Origin of the sequence: Verrucosispora sp. WMMD573, from assembly GCF_027497175.1 — a bacterium.
GTDB lineage: Bacteria > Actinomycetota > Actinomycetes > Mycobacteriales > Micromonosporaceae > Micromonospora.
Window position 1 is genome coordinate 2,821,506 of record NZ_CP114901.1, and the last position, 14,064, is coordinate 2,835,569.

Genomic DNA, 14,064 nt, shown 5'->3' on the forward strand with positions numbered 1-14,064 from the left:
TCAGCCTATTCCGATCCGGTCAGCCGGCCGTGCTGCCGACGCGACGCAGCAGCAGGTGCTGAAGGTGGCTCAGGGGCGCCTCCGGCCGGCCCGCCCGGCGGCTCCAGGTGCCGTCGCCGGCCAGCTCGAACGCGTCCACGTCCGGGCTCATCGCGGCACCGAGCACATGGTCCAGTTCCGCCCGGGCCACCGGGTCGGTGACCTGGACCAGTGCCTCCACCCGCCGGTCCAGATTGCGGTGCATCAGGTCGGCGGAGCCGATCCAGAACTCCGCGTCGCCGTTGTTGCCGAAGCGGAAGACCCGCGAGTGTTCCAGGAAGCGACCGAGGATCGAGTGCACCCGGATGTTCTCCGACAGGCCGGGGACCCCCGGTCGCAGCGTGCACATCCCTCGGATGATCAGATCGACATGCACACCGGCCTGGGACGCCCGGTACAGCGCGTCGGTGATCTCCTCGTCGACCAGCGAGTTCACCTTGAACTGGACGAGCCCCGGCATGCCCAGCCGGACATGGTTGATCTCCCGCTCGATCCGCTCGATGAGGCCGCTGCGAATGCCCTGCGGTGCCACCAGCAGCCTCCGGTACGCGGTCTGCCGGCTGTACCCGGTGAGCACGTTGAACAGGTCGGTCAGGTCGGCGCCGATCTCCGGGTCGGCGGTGAGCATGCCGAAGTCCTCGTAGAGCCGGGCGGTCTTCGGATGGTAGTTGCCGGTGCCGATGTGGCAGTAGCGGCGGATCTGGTTGCCCTCCTGGCGTACCACCAGGGCGGTCTTGCAGTGGGTCTTGAGGCCGACCAGGCCGTACACCACGTGACAGCCGGCCCGTTCCAGGGTGCGGGCCCAACCGATGTTCGCCACCTCGTCGAAGCGGGCCTTCAGCTCGACGAGCACCACCACCTGCTTGCCGGCGGCGGCGGCGTCGACAAGCGCGTCCACGATCGGTGAGTCACCGCTGGTGCGATAGAGCGTCTGCTTGATGGCCAGCACGTTCGGGTCGGCGGCGGCCTGCTCGATGAAGCGTTGCACGCTGGTGGCGAAGGAGTGGTACGGGTGGTGCACCAGCACGTCGCCGTCGCGCAGGGTGGCGAAGACGCTGCGCGGCACCTCGCCCTCGGCGAGCCGGGGATGGGTGGCCGGGACGAAGGGCGGGTCCTTCAGGTCGGGCCGGTCGGCCTCGCCGTACAACTGCCAGAGCGCGGAGAGATCCAGTAGGCCCCGGACCCGCAGCACGTCCTGGGTGTCCATGTCCAGTTCCCGGACGAGCAGTTCCAGCATGTGGTCGGAGATCGAGGCGGCCACCTCCAGCCGTACCGGCGGGCCGAAGCGGCGGCGGGCCAGCTCCCGCTCCAGCGCCTGGAGCAGGTCCTCGTCCCGGTCCTCGTCGACCTCGACCTCGGCGTTACGGGTTACCCGGAACAGGTGGCACTCGACCACCTGCATGCCGGAGAAGAGCTGACCGAGGTGCACCGAGATGAGATCCTCCACCGGCAGCATGCGGACCCCGGGCTGGTCGCGGTCGACCCGGACGAACCGGGGCACGTTGTTGGGCACCTTCACCCGGGCGAACAGCTCCGGCCCGCCGTCCGGATCGCGTACCGCGACGGCCAGGTTGAGCGATCGGCCCGAGATGTACGGGAACGGGTGGGCCGGGTCGACCGCCAGCGGGGTGAGCACCGGGAAGATCTTCTCCCGGAAGTAGGTGCGCAGCCGTTCCCGCTCGGCATCGCCCAGGTCGGACCAGCGCAGCACCCGGATGTCCTCGGTGGCGAGCCTGGGCACCAGGTCGTCGACGTAACAGGCGGCCTGCCGGGCCACCAGCGCGGCGGCCTTCTCGGAGATCAGCGCCAGCTGGGTACGCAGGGGCAGCCCGTCGCCGCCCCGCACGGGTAGGCCGGCGGAGAGCCGGCGTTTCAGCCCGGCCACCCGCACCATGTAGAACTCGTCGAGGTTGCTGGCGAAGATGGCCAGGAACTTGGCCCGTTCCAGCAGCGGGTTGCTCTGGTCCTCGGCCAGGGCGAGCACCCGGGCGTTGAAGTCGAGCCAGGACAGCTCCCGGTTGAGGAACCGGTCCTCCGGCAGCGGATGGGCGGGCGCCGGGTCGTCGGCGGGCTGCGGCAGGCCCGGTTCCGAGACCGGGTCCAGCACCTCCTCCAGGCCGGCGGAGGCCGCCGCCGGGTCGCTGGCCGGGGCGTCGTCGGGGATCGGGCGGGTGCTGCGGAACCGCCCGTCGGTCCCCCGAGGGCGACCTCCGTTGCGGCTGGTGGTGTGGTCGGTGGCGGCGGGGCTGGCGGGGCGTTCGCGAGGGGTGCTCACCCGCCCATAATCACCCGAACTCGGTTAACGCAAAATGAACTTGCGGCGGGTTGTCAGGACATCGTCGGCAGTGTCACGCGTACGACGACGCCGGCGGCGTCGGTCTCCACGCGGACCCGCTGGCCGAGGCGGAGCAGGCGCAGCCCGGAGGCGTCGAACGCCCGGGCCGGGAAGGGCAGCTCGGTGCCGTCGTCCAGCAGCAGCAGCCCGCTGCGGGTCGCCGCGTCGAAGGTCGCCACCGTGCCCTGCATGCCAGCACCGTACCGAATCCTCCGGCGGGTGGCGTGTCCGCCCGCGCCGTCAGGTGCAGAAGGACTCGGTGAGGCAGCCGGCGGTGAGCGCCGTGGTACGCGGGCCGAGCCCGAGCCGCGCCGCGGCGGCCAGATCGCCGGCGGTGTCCACGTCGCGCCGCAGGCTCGGCCAGTCGCCGGTGAGCGGGCGGGCACCGCTGGCCGCGTGCGCGGCGGCCGAGCCAGGTCCGAAGCGCGGGTCCAGCGGTACGCCCGGCGGGGCGGCCAGCAGCACGGTGCCGGTGCCCGGGGCATCGGCCACGAACTGACGTACCTCCGGCGGACCGGACAGCGCCGTGCGCAGCGCCGCCGCCAGCTCGGCCGGGCGCAGCGCGGGCAGGTCGGCGGTGAGCCCGGCCACCCAGCCGGCGACGCCCGCCGCGCCGTGCCGGAACGCGGCGTTGAGCCCGGCGTCCGCGACGTCCGGCAGTACCCGGGCACCAGCGGACCGGGCCGCATCGGCGACCTGGGCGTCGTCGGTCACCACGAGGATCTCGGCCACCCCCGGGCAGGCCCGCACCGCCGCGAGCGTGTCGGCGGCCAGCGCCAGGGCCAGATCCTGATGGGGTACGCCCGGCAGCCCGCCACGCAGTCGGGTCTTCGCGGCTGCCAGGCGTTTGACCGGCACCACCACCGTCCAGGGCTGTGTCACGCCTGCCATCCTGCCAGCCGGACGGCGGTACCCTCACTGGCCGTACCCGGGGCGAGCAGGCATGATTTCGGCTGCGGACCTCACCGGGCTTCTCCGGTGGTCGGGTCGGGGCGGGCACGAGGAGGCACGGTGGGTCGGCGGAGGCTGGGATTCTGGCAATGGTTCGCCGTGGTGCTGGTGAAGCCAGTGATGACCATCTGGACCCGGCGTACCTGGCGGGGCATGGAACACCTGGACCAGGACGGTCCCGTGATCATCGTGCCGAACCACATCTCGCACGCCGACCCGCTGGTCTCCGCGCACTTCGTCTACGACGCCGGGCGGTGGCCGCAGTTCCTCGGCAAGGCGAGCGTGTTCAAGGTGCCGGTGATCGGCTGGATCCTGCACCGGTGTAAGCAGATTCCGGTCGAGCGGGGCTCGGTCGACGCGGTGAAGTCGCTGGACGCCCTGGTCAAGGCGCTCGACGAGGGCGGTGCCGTGATCATCTACCCGGAGGGCACCACCAGCCGGGAGCCGGACCTGTGGCCGATGAAGGGCAAGACCGGCGCGGCCCGGCTGGCGCTGGCCACCGGCGCCCCGGTGGTGCCGCTGGCGATGTGGGGACCGGAGCGGATCTTCGATCCGCGCCGGGCCCGGATCAACCTGCGCCCCCGGATTCCGGTGACCGTGGTCGCCGGGCCGCCGATCGACCTGAGCCGCTGGGCCGGCGCCGCCCCGAGCCGCCAGGTGCTGGAGGAGATGACTGACGTGATCATGCTGCGCCTGCGGGACATGCTCGCCGACATCCGGGGCGGGACACCACCGCCGCTGTGGCAGCGCACCACCCGCCCGCAGCCCGACCGTCCGCGCCCGGAGGCGGCAGCATGAGCGAGCGTCAGCGGAGTGCCGGCATGAGCGGGCGTCAGCGAGTGAATCATCGGTGCGGTGCGGTGGTGCCTCACGACGGCGCCGACCGCAGGGAGGCGGCGGCGTGAGTGGGCACGTGGCGGTGCTGGGGGCGGGGTCGTGGGGTACGGCGTTCGCGAAGATCCTCGCCGATGCCGGCCGGGAGGTGACGCTCTGGGCGCGGCGACAGCCGATCGCCGACGTGATCCGCACGGACCGGCGTAACCCGGAGTACCTGCCCGGGGTGGTGCTGCCGGAACGGGTCACCGGAACCGGCGACCCCGTCGAGGCGATCAAGGGCGCCGAGATGGTGGTGCTGGCGGTGCCGTCGCAGACGCTGCGCGGCAACCTCGCCGAGTGGGTGGAGCACCTGCACCCCGAGGCCACCCTGGTGTCACTGATGAAGGGCATCGAACTGGGCACCACCAAGCGGATGAGCGAGGTGATCGTCGAGACCGCAGCGGTCGCGGCGGACCGGGTGGTGGTGGTCTCCGGTCCCAACCTGGCACCGGAGATCGCGGCGGAGCAACCGGCGGCCACCGTGGTCGCCTGCACCGATTCCGAGCGGGCCACCCTGGTGCAGCGGTCGATCACCACGCCCTACTTCCGCCCGTACACCAACGACGACGTGATCGGCTGCGAGCTGGGCGGGGCGGTCAAGAACGTGATCGCGCTGGCGTACGGCATCGCCACCGCGATGGGCTTCGGCCACAACACCCGGGCGATGCTGGTCACCCGTGGGCTGGCCGAGACCGCCCGGCTCGGGGTGGCCCTCGGCGCGGACCCGCTCACCTTCGCGGGTCTCGCCGGGATGGGTGATCTGGTGGCCTCCTGCTCGTCACCGTCGGCCCGCAACCGCACCTTCGGCGAGCACCTCGGTCGAGGCGCGTCCCTGGAGGAGGCGCGGGTGGCCACCCGGCAGACCGCCGAGGGGGTGAAGAGCGCGCTGGCGATCCGGGACCTGGCCCGCGCGCACGGGGTGGAAATGCCGATCACCGAGCAGGTCGAGCTGGTATGTCACGAGGGGGTGGACCCACGGTTGGCGGTCCAGGCCCTGATGAGCCGCACCACGAAGCCGGAATGAGCAGCACCATGAGCGAGCGTGACGCCCCGCAGCCGCAGGACCATCCGTCGTTGGGGGACGGCACCCGGTGCGTGCACGCGGGCCTGCCCGCGCCGACCCCGGGCGCGCCGTTCCTGCCCGGTCCGGTGTTCGCCGCGCCGTACCATCTCGACCCGCGGCAGGGGCCGGCGGCGGCCCCGAACGGGTACGGGCGTCCGGACAACCCGACCCGTCGGCTGCTGGAGGCCGCGGTCGGCGAGCTGGAGGGCGGCGACTGCCGGGTCTTCGCCAGCGGTCAGGCGGCGATAACCGGGCTGCTGCTGGCGGTGCTGCGGGCCGGCGACGTGGTGGTGCTGCCCGCCGACGGGTACTTCCCGGTGCGCGCGTTCGCCACCGACACCCTCGCCGGCAACGGCGTACGGGTGCTCTTCGCGCCGACGATCGGGCCGTACCCGGACTTCGACGGGGTACGGCTGGTGCTGGTGGAGACGCCGGCCAACCCGGGGCTGGACGTCGTGGACCTGCCGGCGCTGGCCGAGCGGGCGCACGCCTGCGGTGCGTTGCTGGCGGTGGACAACACCACCGCCACCCCGCTCGGACAGCGGCCGCTGGATCTCGGCGCGGACGTGGTGGTGGCCTCCGGCACCAAGGCGTTGACCGGACACTCCGATCTGCTGCTCGGCTACGTCGCCACCCGGTCGGCGGAGCTGTTGTCGACGGTCACCGCCTGGCGTACCGCGACTGGTGCGGTGCCCGGGGCGTTCGACGCCTGGCTGGCCCACCGGTCGCTGGCCACCCTCGACCTGCGCCTGGCCCGGCAGACGGCGAACGCGGCGGCGCTGGCCCGGCTGCTGGCCGACCGCGCCGACGTCTCCGGCCTGCGCTGGCCCGGCCTGCCGGAGGACCCGGCGCATCCGGTGGCGGTGCGGCAACTGCGCCGGATGCCGGGCGTGCTCTCCTTCGATCTCGGCAGCGCCGACCGGGTCGCCCGCTTCCTCGGCGCGGCCCGGCTGGTCACCGCGGCGACCTCCTTCGGCGGCCTGCACACCACGGCGGACCGGCGGGCCCAGTGGGGCGACGACACCGCGCCCGGTTTCGTCCGGCTCTCCTGCGGGGTGGAGGACCCCGCCGACCTGGTCGCCGACGTCACGGCCGCGTTGGACGCCGCCGCCTGATGGCGCCCGTCTCCCCGGCCGACCAGCACGCCCTGGTCGCCCGGCTGCGCCGGGCCGGCTGCGTCTGGGCTGAGGACGAGACGCGGCTGCTCGTCGAGGCCGCTGACGGCCCGGCGACGCTCGCCGCGCTGGTGGACCGGCGGGTCGCCGGTGAACCGCTGGAGTACCTGCTGGGCTGGGCGGAGTTCTGCGGTGAGCGGATCGACGTCGATCCGGGCGTCTTCGTGCCCCGGGCGCGTACCGCTCTGCTGGTCTCGGTGGCGGCCCGGGTGACCGGACCGGCCGCGACCGTGGTGGAGCTGTGTTGTGGCTCCGGTGCGATCACCCGGGTGCTGGCGCGTCGGCTCGCCGCGCCCCGGCTGCTGGCCGCGGTCGACGTGGACCCGGCGGCGGTGGTCTGCGCGCGGCGGAACCTGGCCGCCGTGGGTGCGCCGGTCCTCGCCGGGGACCTCTTCGATCCACTACCGGCGGCCTGGCGTGGTCGCCTCGACCTGGTGGTGGCCAACGCCCCGTACGTGCCGACGGCGGCGATGGCGCTGCTACCTCCGGAGTCCCGCCGGTACGAATCCGCCGCGGCGCTCGACGGCGGACCCGACGGGCTGGCCGTGCTGCGCCGGCTGGCCACTGCCGCGCCGACCTGGCTCGCGCCGGGCGGGCATCTGGTGGTGGAAGTCGGCCAGGGGCAGGTGGACCGGTTCCGGGCGGTGCTGACCGAGGTCGGTCTGGTGCCGTCGGTGGCACGTGACGAAGCCTCGGACGCCGTCGCGATGCTGGGCCGATACCCGGACGACATGGCGGGCGCGCGGTACGAGAACTAGCCTCACGTCAAGTGTGACGGCGGGAGGCGGAACTCGGGTGGACAGCGCAACGGTGGTCGTCGGGATCGACAACGGTGGCACGACCAACAACGCCACCGTGCTCACGCTTGACGGACGGTTCCTGGTCGACCGCCTGGTGGAGACGCCGAGCCGGGTGCAGGAGGGCCCGGAGGCGGCGATAGCGGCGATGGCGGACGCCTTCGACGGTGTGTTGGCTCTCACCGGGGTACCCCGCGAACAGGTCGGTGCGATCGGTCTGGACACGCCCGGTCCGGCCAGTGCCGGCGGCGTCATCTCGTCGAAGGGCTCCACGAACTTCTCCCAGCCGGCCTGGCGCGGCTACGACGTGCGGGGTGGCCTCGAACGTCGGCTGGGGCTGCCGGTGATCTACCACAACGACGGCAACGCCGCCGCGCTCTACGCCCATCACGTTCACTTCGGGGCAGACGCGATGCGGCGCTCGTCGGTGTCGGCGATCGTCGGAACCGGACTGGGTGGCGGCCTGGTCGAGCACGGCCGGGTGATCTCCGGCGCGGCGGGAATGGCCGGTGAGTTGGGACATGTGCAGATTCCGATGACCACCGTGTTGGCACCGGGCCAACCGGTGCCGACCTGCGCCTGCGGCTTCGCCGGTGACGTCGAGAGCGTCGTGTCGTTGACCGCGATCGAGCACAACCTGTTGCCGTACTGGTTGACCCGCTTTCCGGGGCATCCGCTGGTCGGCGAGTCGCCGGAGCGCGCGGCGAAGCTGGTACGCGGCTACGGCGAGCGGGGCGACGAACTGGCCCGGGAGATCTTCGCCCAGCAGGCGAGGGCGCTCGGTGCGCTGTTCACGATTGCATCGAACTTCACCGATCCGCACGCGTACTTCGTCGGCGGTGGGGTGGTGGAGACGGACCCGGCGTTCCGCGACTGGTTCCTGGCCGCCGTGCGCGAGCACACCCTGCTCCGGTCGGAGCAGACCGCCCTGGCCACCTTCGCGCTGGTGCCGGACCGCGACATGGCTGGTGCGCGCGGGGTGGCGCTGGCGGCGCTGGAGACGATCCGGGTGCTGCCGTCGCCGCCACCGCTGATCGGCGACTGAACCGACGACAGCGGAGGGGCTGACCGGGCCGGCGGTGCCCTTACCGGCCCGGTCAGCGGCTCTGGGATGCGGTCCCTCCGCAGCTCAGCTGGTCGGCGGCGCCTGGGCGAAGGCGGTCCACGCCGACGGCCGGAAGGTCAGCAGCGGGCCGTGCGGGTCCTTGGAGTCGCGTACGGCGACCGTGCCGGGAACGACCGCCATCTCGACGCAGGCGCCCTCGTCACCGCTGTGGCTGCTCTTGCGCCAGCCCGTCACGGCCTCTGCGGCGTTGGTCGTCGGTGTCATCGCACTACCGTCCCTTCAGGAGTTTGAAGATTGCCTCGCGACTGTCCGTCGGGCTGAGCGCGACGGTGCGCAGGTGCTCCATGATCTTGGTGCAGGTACGCAGGTCGCCGGGACGGTCGAGGATCATCTGCCCGGCGACCGTCTCCACGGAGGCGATGATCGGGTCCTCCGGGTCGGCGAATTCGAGGATGTGCAGGGAGCCTCGGGTGCCGCGGTGGTAGCCGGCGACCAGCGGGATCACCTGAACCGTGATGTTCGGCAACTCGCTCATCTTGAGCAGGTGGCTCAGCTGACCCTGTTGCGCCGAGTCGTCACCCACCGGGCGCAGCAGCGCGGCCTCGTCGAGAATCGCGTCGAAGATCGGCGGATCTTCCTCGAAGACCCGCTGCTGCCGGTCCAGCCGCATGCGCACCCGTTCCTCGACGTCGTTGTCGCTGAGGGTGTGCGGCCCGCCCCGCATGACGCCGCGGATGTAGTCGGCGGTCTGCAACAGCCCCGGCACCACCGACGGCTCGAAGTTCGCGATGGCGACGGCCTCGGCCTCCAGCGCGATGAAGTCGATGGTGCGTCGGTCGAGCAGGTACGAGTAGGACACCCACCAGCCCGGCTTGCGCGCGTCCTTGGCGAGCTGGACGGCGGCCGCGACCTCGTCCGCGCCGACCCCGTAGAGGGTGAGCAGCGCGCGCACGGTGGCCGGGCTGACCAGGGTCTGTGCGTTCTCGTAGCGGGAGAGTGTGCTGCGGGTGCTGTTGATCTCGTCGGCCGCAGTCTCCAGGGTGAGCCCGGCGGCCTCCCGATGGTGGCGCAGGGCGATGCCCAACCGACGGGCACGTGCGGTCTTCGGAGCCATGTATAGATGGTCGCACGTATTTGGGAAGCTGTACATGAGAGAACGCCGGTGAGAGTTGCATTCATGCCCATGGAGCTGTCAATCTGTTAGCGCGTCCTCACCGCCGGTTGTCGTGGCGACGGTGGTGGTGAGCGACCGGAGGGGATGAGGCGCGCGGCGGTCGGGTTTTCCCCCGTACCCGATCGCCGCGTGCCACGCCAGTAGGTCGGCCACCGGAAGGGAATCGACGTGCAGACTGGTCAGCGGGTTTTCGGCGAGCGCCGGGACGGCCGGCGATGACACGTTTCCTGGTGGTGCTGACCGACGTCCGTCCGTTCGAGGTGGACGGTCGTAACGAACGACTGGCCCCGGAGCGTCGCCGCCAGGTGGTCGGTGCGAGCAGCCGCGAGGCCGCCGAACGGATCGCCGCCGCCTTCATGGCGCTGGGCATGGTGCGGGCCGGCCGGCAGCGGGTCAAGGTGCTCGCCATCGGCCGCCGGCATGCGTACGGCGAGCGTGAGCTGGCCGGCTGACCTCGATCGTCCGATTACTTTCTGTATATCACTCGTTGACCGTTTGCGGCCGTGTCGCGTTCCCGCAGGGTATCGGCTACCCGCATCCGCCACGCACAGTAAGGTCATCCGGGAGAGCGCCAGCAGTGCGTCCCGGAAAGGTGATCACAGTGACCACCCCAGGCAAGACCCGCGTGGCGATCGTCTTCGGCGGCCGCAGCCCGGAACATGGCATCTCGTGCGTCAGCGCCGGCAGTGTGCTCGGCGCGCTGGATCCGGACGAGTTCGAGGTGGTGCCGGTCGGTATCACCCGGGCCGGTCAGTGGGTACTGACCAGCGGCGACCCCGGTCAGTTGGCGATCAACGCCCGTCGGCTGCCGGAGATCACCGCGGACTCCGGCACGGACATCGTGCTGCGCACCGACCCCACCGGCGGCGGGCTGCTCGTGCTCGACCCGACCGAAGGACCCCGGGCGCTCGCCGACGTGGACGTGGTCTTCCCCGTGCTGCACGGCGCCTACGGTGAGGACGGCACCATCCAGGGCATGCTGGAGATGGCCGGCATCCCGTACGTCGGGGCGAAGGTCTTCGCCTCGGCCGCCGCGATGGACAAGGAGTTCACCAAGAAGCTCTGCGCCGCCGACGGCATCCCGGTCGGCCCGTACGCGGTGCTGCGCAGCGGAACCACGCTGAGCGAGGCGGACAAACAGCGGCTGGGTCTGCCGGTCTTCATCAAGCCCTCCCGGGCCGGCTCCTCCTTCGGCATCACCAAGGTCAACGACTGGGCCGACCTGGACACGGCCCTCGCCACCGCTCGGGAGATCGACAGCAAGGTCCTGGTCGAGGGCGCCATCGTCGGCCGGGAGATCGAGTGCGGCGTGCTGGAGGGCGAGGCCGGCGGTGCGCCGGAGGCATCCGTGCTGGCCGAGGTCCGGGTGGTCGGGGACTACGACTTCTACGACTTCGAGGCCAAGTACATCGATGCGGAGTCCGCCTGCGAGTACGACATTCCGGCCGACCTGCCGGAGCGGGTCACCCGGCAGGTGCGCGACTACGCCGTTCGCGCCTTCACCGCGCTGGACTGCGCCGGCCTGGCCCGCGTCGATTTCTTCGTCACACCCGAACTCGACGTCTACCTCAACGAGATCAACACGATGCCCGGCTTCACGCCGACGTCGATGTTCCCCCGGATGTGGGCGGCGGCCGGTCTGGAGTATCCGAAGCTTGTCGACCGGCTCATCCGCACCGCGTTGACCCGGGGACCGGGGCAGCACTGACTTCAGGCCCGGCGCTGACCTGCTGCGTCAGGAGGTGCAGCCGGACGGTGCCGCGCCGGACGACCGGATCGACTCGACGATGGTGGCGGAGACCGGGGAGGCCCACTGCAACGCCTCGCCGTAGCTGTGCGGCACCCGCAGGGTCACCGCGGTCTCCCGGTCGACGGTGATCAGCTCCGTCGCGTCGGGCCCCTCCACCGCGTACCAGCAGACCGAGTTGACCAGGTAGAGGTGGTCGTCGGGCCGCACCTCCGGCTCGTCGCCACCGCAGGCGACGGTGAGCGCCGGGTCGCCGTACGCGGCGTTTTGCTCCGGCCCGGCGCTGACCGGTCGTTGCGGCAGGTCGCGGATCGAGTCGGGCAGTTGGGACAGCAGGGCGCGGCAGACGACGGTCGGCCGCTCGCCGAGCTGGGGGGCCGCCATCTCGACCGGCGCGGTGGAGACCGGCCCGGGCGTGGTCGCCGACGGCTGCGGCGCGGCGGTCGGCTCCGCCGGCGAGAGGTTGCTCAGCGCGAGCACACCCACCAGCAGGGCCACCGGCACCGCCACCGCCGTGGCGATCAGCGCCGCACTCCGGTTGGTGCGGTCGGGTGCCTTCGCGTCCGGGCGGTCGGCCTGGGCGACGGGGGCTTCAGTGTGCTCGTCCACTTACAGGCGCACCACCGAACACGTGAGGGTGCGAGTGATGCCGGGCACCATCTGCACCTTGCTGACAATGAGTTTCCCGAGTTCGTCGACGGTGTTCGCCTCGGTGAGCACGACCACGTCGTACGGCCCGGTGACCGCGTCGACGCGGACCACGCCGGCGAGATCAGCGATGAGACCGGCCACGTCACGTGCCCGGCCGACCTCTGTCTGGATGAGGATGTACGCCTGTACCACGACTCGACCTCCCTCCGTCGCCGCCTGCCAGGCGGCCCGAAGGGAGAAAGTACCTTACGGACCAGCGCAGACCCCGATCGGTGGCCAAGGAGAAGCAGTGAGCGAGCGCAGCGAGCGAGCCATCAGGCGCAGCGGAGTGGCGTCGTGAGCGTCGCGGGTGTCGGCGAGTTCGGGCTGATCGACCGGGTCACCGCCCGGCTCTCGTACGGCCCGACGGTGCTGCTCGGCCCCGGTGACGACGCGGCGGTGGTCGCCGCGCCGGACGCCCGGGTGGTCGCCACCACCGATGTGCTGGTCGAGGGGCGCCACTTCCGCCGGGACTGGTCCGGGGCGCACGACATCGGCCGACGGGCGGCGGCGGCGAACCTCGCCGACGTGGCGGCCATGGGCGCGGAGCCGACCGCCCTGCTGGTGGCGCTCTGCGTGCCGGGGGATGTCGACACCGGCTGGCTGGAGCAGCTGACCGACGGGCTCGGTGCCGAGGCAGCCGGTGTCGAGGCCAGTGTGGTGGGCGGGGACATGTCGGCCAGCCCCACGCTTACCATCGCGGTCACCGCGCTCGGCGACCTGGGCGGTCGGTCGCCGGTGACCCGGGCCGGTGCCCGACCCGGTGACCTGCTCGCCCTGGCCGGTCGCACCGGGTACGCGGCGGCCGGGTTCACCGTGCTCTCCCGTGGCTTCCGGACGCCCCGGCTGCTGGTCGAGGCGTACCGGCGACCGGAGGTGCCCTACCCGGCCGGACCGCAGGCCGCCCGGCTCGGCGCCACCGCCATGATCGACGTCTCGGACGGGCTGCTGGCCGACCTCGGGCACGTGTCGAAGGCCAGCGGGGTGGCCATCGACATCACCCGGGACGCCTTCGAGGTGCCGCCGCAGATGCGTGACGCCGCGCAGGCGCTCGGTGTCGACCCGTACGCCTGGCTGTTGGCCGGTGGCGACGACCACGCGCTGGCCGCGACCTTTCCCCCGGCGACGGCCCTGCCACCGGGCTGGCGGGTGATCGGCCGGGTCGCCGAGGGCTCCGGTGTGACGGTGGACGGCCGACCGTTCGACGGACCGGCCGGATGGGACCATTTTCGCTGATCGCAGGCCACCCCGCGGTGCGCCGCCAGCCGCGTCGTACCCTGCACGGGTGCACGAGATCGAGATCCACCGGGTGCCGTTCGACTCGCCGGAGGCGCGGCGGTTGATCACCGCGACCCTGGCCGACCTGGGCGCCCGGTACGGCGGCAGCGGCGACGAGACCCCGGTCGACGCGCGCGAGTTCGTTCCACCGGCGGGGGCGTTCCTGGTCGCCCGGATCGACGGTCAGCCCATGGGCTGCGGCGGCTGGCGCAGCCACGGCGACGAGGCAGCCGAGGTGAAGCGGATGTACACCGCGCCGGAGGCCCGGGGGCGGGGGGTGGCCCGCACGGTGCTGGCGGCCATCGAGCGCTCGGCCCGTGAGCACGGCCGCCGACGGATCATCCTGGAGTGCGGTGACCGGCAGCCCGAGGCGATCGCGTTGTACAAGGCGGCCGGCTACGAGCGGATCCCCAACTTCGGCTTCTACGCCGACGAGCCCGGCTGCCTGTCGTTCGGCCGCACGCTCTGAGCATCCGCTCGCAGGGACACCACACCGGCCTGCGGAACACGACAAAACCGGCGAGCCCCGCTGGGCCCGCCGGTTGCTGACAGTCGTGATGTCGGGTGCTACCGCGTCAGGCGCGGGCGACCTTGCCGGCCTTGATGCAGGACGTGCAGACCTTCAGCTTCTTGGTCGTGCCGCCACCGGCCGGGGTGCGCACCGACTGGATGTTCGGGTTCCAGCGGCGGTTGGTCCGCCGGTGCGAGTGGGACACGTTGTGGCCGAAGCCCGGCCCCTTGCCACAGACGTCACACACGCTAGCCACGGGATACTCCTGGGATTGAAACGTTCATGAGGTCGGCACCAGGCGCAGCCCGGGCAACCTGGCCAGGGTACCCGATGCGGAAGTCGCCTGCCCAACCGGGCTCGGC

Annotated in this window: 17 protein-coding genes; 9 read left to right on the plus strand and 8 right to left on the minus strand. The window is 72.1% G+C overall.

Going from position 1 to position 14,064, the window contains the following annotated elements:
- Positions 1-19: 19 nt before the first annotated feature.
- The 3 genes from O7601_RS12985 to cofC are packed head-to-tail and all read right to left on the minus strand — an operon-like array spanning position 20 to position 3,256.
- The gene (locus O7601_RS12985) at positions 20-2,314 is read right to left on the minus strand and encodes an RNA degradosome polyphosphate kinase (protein ID WP_281566409.1); all 2,295 of its coding nucleotides are present in this window, start codon (positions 2,312-2,314) and stop codon (positions 20-22) included.
- A 53-nt stretch (positions 2,315-2,367) separates the two neighbouring features.
- A complete protein-coding gene (locus O7601_RS12990; RefSeq protein WP_281566410.1) occupies positions 2,368-2,565 on the minus strand; it encodes a cold-shock protein in 198 nt (65 codons plus the stop codon).
- Positions 2,566-2,614: 49 nt separating this feature from the next.
- Positions 2,615-3,256 carry a 2-phospho-L-lactate guanylyltransferase gene (gene cofC / locus O7601_RS12995; protein ID WP_281566411.1) on the minus strand — a complete coding sequence of 214 codons (642 nt, stop codon included), beginning with the start codon at positions 3,254-3,256 and terminating at the stop codon, positions 2,615-2,617.
- A gap of 129 nt (positions 3,257-3,385) precedes the next feature.
- On the opposite strand from cofC, the gene O7601_RS13000 reads away from it, so the two are divergent.
- From O7601_RS13000 to O7601_RS13020, 5 genes are all read left to right on the plus strand, one after another.
- Positions 3,386-4,123 (plus strand): lysophospholipid acyltransferase family protein, encoded by a 738-nt coding sequence (locus O7601_RS13000; protein ID WP_281566412.1) that lies wholly within the window; start codon positions 3,386-3,388, stop codon positions 4,121-4,123.
- Between the two features lie 103 nt (positions 4,124-4,226).
- Positions 4,227-5,225 (plus strand): NAD(P)H-dependent glycerol-3-phosphate dehydrogenase, encoded by a 999-nt coding sequence (locus tag O7601_RS13005; protein WP_281566413.1) that lies wholly within the window; start codon positions 4,227-4,229, stop codon positions 5,223-5,225.
- Positions 5,226-5,233: 8 nt separating this feature from the next.
- Positions 5,234-6,379 (plus strand): cystathionine gamma-lyase, encoded by a 1,146-nt coding sequence (locus O7601_RS13010; RefSeq protein ID WP_281566414.1) that lies wholly within the window; start codon positions 5,234-5,236, stop codon positions 6,377-6,379.
- Complete coding sequence (locus O7601_RS13015) at positions 6,379-7,197, plus strand: putative protein N(5)-glutamine methyltransferase (protein WP_281566415.1); 819 nt, start codon at positions 6,379-6,381, stop codon at positions 7,195-7,197. The genes O7601_RS13010 and O7601_RS13015 overlap by 1 nt, the downstream gene beginning before the upstream one ends.
- A gap of 37 nt (positions 7,198-7,234) precedes the next feature.
- Positions 7,235-8,281, plus strand: a complete 1,047-nt coding sequence (locus tag O7601_RS13020; RefSeq protein WP_281566416.1) for an ROK family protein — start codon at positions 7,235-7,237, stop codon at positions 8,279-8,281.
- A gap of 84 nt (positions 8,282-8,365) precedes the next feature.
- Here O7601_RS13020 and O7601_RS13025 read toward each other — a convergent pair whose 3' ends face one another.
- Both O7601_RS13025 and O7601_RS13030 read right to left on the minus strand, forming a co-directional pair.
- Positions 8,366-8,566, minus strand: coding sequence for a DUF397 domain-containing protein (locus tag O7601_RS13025; RefSeq protein WP_281566417.1), 201 nt, complete (start codon positions 8,564-8,566; stop codon positions 8,366-8,368).
- A gap of 4 nt (positions 8,567-8,570) precedes the next feature.
- Positions 8,571-9,416 carry a helix-turn-helix transcriptional regulator gene (locus O7601_RS13030; RefSeq protein ID WP_281566418.1) on the minus strand — a complete coding sequence of 282 codons (846 nt, stop codon included), beginning with the start codon at positions 9,414-9,416 and terminating at the stop codon, positions 8,571-8,573.
- 275 nt (positions 9,417-9,691) lie between these two features.
- Here O7601_RS13030 and O7601_RS13035 point away from each other — a divergent pair, with 275 nt between their 5' ends.
- Both O7601_RS13035 and O7601_RS13040 read left to right on the plus strand, forming a co-directional pair.
- On the plus strand, positions 9,692-9,928 hold the full coding sequence (locus tag O7601_RS13035; RefSeq protein ID WP_281566419.1) for a hypothetical protein: 237 nt from the start codon (positions 9,692-9,694) through the stop codon (positions 9,926-9,928).
- 149 nt (positions 9,929-10,077) lie between these two features.
- Positions 10,078-11,184 (plus strand): D-alanine--D-alanine ligase family protein, encoded by a 1,107-nt coding sequence (locus O7601_RS13040; RefSeq protein WP_281566420.1) that lies wholly within the window; start codon positions 10,078-10,080, stop codon positions 11,182-11,184.
- Between the two features lie 27 nt (positions 11,185-11,211).
- Here the strand turns inward: O7601_RS13040 and O7601_RS13045 are convergent, their stop codons facing one another.
- Together O7601_RS13045 and O7601_RS13050 are read right to left on the minus strand one after the other, a co-directional pair.
- On the minus strand, positions 11,212-11,832 hold the full coding sequence (locus tag O7601_RS13045; protein ID WP_281566421.1) for a DUF3515 family protein: 621 nt from the start codon (positions 11,830-11,832) through the stop codon (positions 11,212-11,214).
- Positions 11,833-12,066, minus strand: a complete 234-nt coding sequence (locus O7601_RS13050) for an Lrp/AsnC ligand binding domain-containing protein (RefSeq protein WP_013284547.1) — start codon at positions 12,064-12,066, stop codon at positions 11,833-11,835.
- A 144-nt stretch (positions 12,067-12,210) separates the two neighbouring features.
- Here O7601_RS13050 and O7601_RS13055 point away from each other — a divergent pair, with 144 nt between their 5' ends.
- Together O7601_RS13055 and O7601_RS13060 are read left to right on the plus strand one after the other, a co-directional pair.
- Positions 12,211-13,149 carry a thiamine-phosphate kinase gene (locus O7601_RS13055; RefSeq protein ID WP_281566422.1) on the plus strand — a complete coding sequence of 313 codons (939 nt, stop codon included), beginning with the start codon at positions 12,211-12,213 and terminating at the stop codon, positions 13,147-13,149.
- Positions 13,150-13,198: 49 nt separating this feature from the next.
- Positions 13,199-13,660, plus strand: coding sequence for a GNAT family N-acetyltransferase (locus tag O7601_RS13060; protein WP_281566423.1), 462 nt, complete (start codon positions 13,199-13,201; stop codon positions 13,658-13,660).
- Between the two features lie 106 nt (positions 13,661-13,766).
- On the opposite strand, the gene rpmB is transcribed toward O7601_RS13060, so the two are convergent.
- Positions 13,767-13,958 carry a 50S ribosomal protein L28 gene (gene rpmB / locus O7601_RS13065; RefSeq protein ID WP_093401721.1) on the minus strand — a complete coding sequence of 64 codons (192 nt, stop codon included), beginning with the start codon at positions 13,956-13,958 and terminating at the stop codon, positions 13,767-13,769.
- Between the last annotated feature and the right edge of the window lie 106 nt (positions 13,959-14,064).

What these genes read in the sequence shown, in the direction of transcription:
- O7601_RS12990 (WP_281566410.1), bottom strand. Translation starts at nt 2,565, where the DNA reads ATGCAGGGCACGGTGGCGACCTTCGACGCGGCGACCCGCAGCGGGCTG.
- O7601_RS13010 (WP_281566414.1), top strand. Translation starts at nt 5,234, where the DNA reads ATGAGCGAGCGTGACGCCCCGCAGCCGCAGGACCATCCGTCGTTGGGG.
- O7601_RS13015 (WP_281566415.1), top strand. Translation starts at nt 6,379, where the DNA reads ATGGCGCCCGTCTCCCCGGCCGACCAGCACGCCCTGGTCGCCCGGCTG.
- O7601_RS13025 (WP_281566417.1), bottom strand. Translation starts at nt 8,566, where the DNA reads ATGACACCGACGACCAACGCCGCAGAGGCCGTGACGGGCTGGCGCAAG.
- O7601_RS13030 (WP_281566418.1), bottom strand. Translation starts at nt 9,416, where the DNA reads ATGGCTCCGAAGACCGCACGTGCCCGTCGGTTGGGCATCGCCCTGCGC.
- O7601_RS13035 (WP_281566419.1), top strand. Translation starts at nt 9,692, where the DNA reads ATGACACGTTTCCTGGTGGTGCTGACCGACGTCCGTCCGTTCGAGGTG.